The following is a 2,504-nucleotide window of genomic DNA, read 5'->3' as shown; positions in this document are numbered from 1 at the left end:
GATATCAAGCAGATTGCCATCATCATCTTTTTCATGTTTGCTGATTTTCAACGTCCATGTTGTCTTGTTTTTTAGATCAAAGTGTACATTTCTGTCTTTAGCAATATTCGCTCTGCCCTCTAAAGTAGACTGATCAGCGCTTAATGTAAAAGTGCCGTTGGAGATCGCCTTAACATCTTTACCATCCCACCACTCTTTATCTTTCCATGACATTTTGTCCCAAAAAATGCCATCTCCTAATAATACGTCAGCATGAATTTTTGAATCTTTAAGATTGAGCGTACCGATTGACAATTCTTGAGTATCTTCAATGTTATCGTTAGTGAGAGCCCCAACGAGAACTCCTGTACCATTTTCAACGTGAATATCTGCATTGGTTAAATTAATTTCACTACTTGGATGTTTTTTTGAATCATCTGATTCATCGAGTTTGGTACCAAAGAGATCTAAGAACTGTACGCCGCTAACTCCTGCTGTTAAAGAAACATCTGTGAGATCAATATGTCCACCATATGCTACGACTAGTGCAATTTTTTTTGCTTCTATTTGGTTTTCTATGGCATTCTGTGCTGCTTCAATATCATCATTAATCATCTTAATTGTGCTATTATTTCCTGCGGTAAGAGCAACATCAAAATTTTGAATGGTTGTTTTACCATTTAATTCGATAGCACTATCAGGCTCCGCAACGTTTACACCAACGGTTATTTTTTTACTTTCACCACCGGTTATTGTTAAATCTCCGCTAATGATTTTACTCCCACCATCTGCATAAAAACCTTCATCAACATTTTGAATAGTTGTTTTGCCCGTTAACGTAATTTCACTCCCTGCGTCCGTTGTCCATACACCAGAGCGGCTTTTGTCGGTGTCTTGATCAATTGTTTCACCACCGACTACGGTTAAATTTTCACTGGTAATTTTACCACCATTAACTGCTCCAAGACCGTTCAAAGTATTGTTAATTGTTGTATCGCCATGCAATTCAATTGTGCTATCAGGACCAAAGGCCTCTGCACCGGTTCCTTTGCCATCTGTTGTTAAAGCAACATTCGTGGCATCAATTTGTCCGCCTTTTTCTGCAAATAATGCACTTCGCGCATCCCCTATTGTTGTTACTTTTCCTCCTGCCATTGTGATCTTAGATCCTGAACCATCTGCACGGAGTCCATTACCACTAGATGATGCGACTATAACATTGTTGTTTAAAGCAATGGTGCTGCCACTCTCTGCGTTAATCCCTATATCGTTTCCAACAAATGATCCTCCTGATATTTTGATTTTAGAATGATCCATTGCATATACGCCGAATTTTGCATTTGTAATGTGTACATTTTTTAAAGTGACATTGCTTGCTTGGGAATTTAATCCTGTAAACACCACTGTTTCATCTTTTTGACTGCTCGATATTGTCACATCTTCCAACTTATTTTCATTGTTTTTACTGTCATAAAAGGTAGCACCAACTGTAGAAGTTGTAATAGTTCCTCCGGTCATTTTAATTATAGCATTTTTTTCTGCATAAAGTCCAAGAAAAGCATGATCAATTTCTGTTCCGTGCAATTCGATCATACTATTAGGTCCGCTGGCATTTGCACCAGCTCCACCACCTGTGGCTACTGAGAGAGAAACATCTGTAACATTAATATGTCCACCGTTTTCAGCAGTTAATGCTGCATAAATTCCTCCTTTAACTTTTCCTTTCGTCATTTTGATGGTGCCATTGTCTTTTGCCCGGAGCCCAGTGTTATCAGATGATGTAATTTTAGAATCATTTATAGTGATTGTGCTGCCGTTTTGCGCAAATATTGTTGCTTGTTTTGAATCAAATGAACCTCCAGAGACTGTTATTGTGGAGTTATTATTTGCAAATATGCCTGTTGTCGCTTTAGTGACGGTTACATTGTTTAAATACACAGTGCTTTTTTCGGCACTTATTCCTTTATCTATCAAGGCGTCATCTTTGCTGCTCGATATTTTTACATTTTCCAGCGTGTTTTTATTTTCATCACTTCCGCTAGCGTTGAAAAGAGCACCTATTTGAGAGGCAGTAATGGAACCATCAGTCATCTTGACTGTAGCTGCATTTTGTATATCAAGGCCGTTTACAACTTTTTCAATGGTTGTGGTGCCTTTTAGTGTAATGACGCTGTCAGCGCCATCGGCTTTTGCGCCAGTTCCTTTGTCATCTGTGGTTGTTAAAGCAACATCTNACTTTTTCAATGGTTGTTGTGCCTTTTAATGTAATGACGCTGTCAGCGCCATCGGCTTTTGCGCCAGTTCCTTTGTCATCTGTGGTTGTTAAAGCAACATTCGTGGCATCAATCTGTCCACCTTTTTCTGCAAATAATGCAGCTTGTTTTCCACTTACAGCACCTTTTGTCTTCGTGATTTGGGCTTTTGGACCTTCTGCATGAAGTCCATAACCATCAGATGATGTAACTGCAGCTTTTTCGTCTAAAGTAATGGCGCTGCCTTCTTTAGCATATACCCCATCAGTTTTT

The 2,504-nt window shown here is 39.0% G+C and carries 1 protein-coding gene; it reads right to left on the bottom strand.

Going from position 1 to position 2,504, the window contains the following annotated elements; genetic code table 11:
- Window positions 1–2,223 (bottom strand): right-handed parallel beta-helix repeat-containing protein (locus tag ACFIK1_RS06950; protein ID WP_375662426.1); only part of this gene is annotated, 2,223 nt, incomplete at its 3' end.
- Window positions 2,224–2,504: the final 281 nt, after the last annotated feature.

Source organism: Bartonella sp. OC16QHHD, from assembly GCF_042194035.1.
In the GTDB taxonomy this organism is placed as follows: Bacteria; Pseudomonadota; Alphaproteobacteria; order Rhizobiales; family Rhizobiaceae; genus Bartonella.
This window is presented reverse-complemented; position numbering and strand designations above follow the sequence as displayed.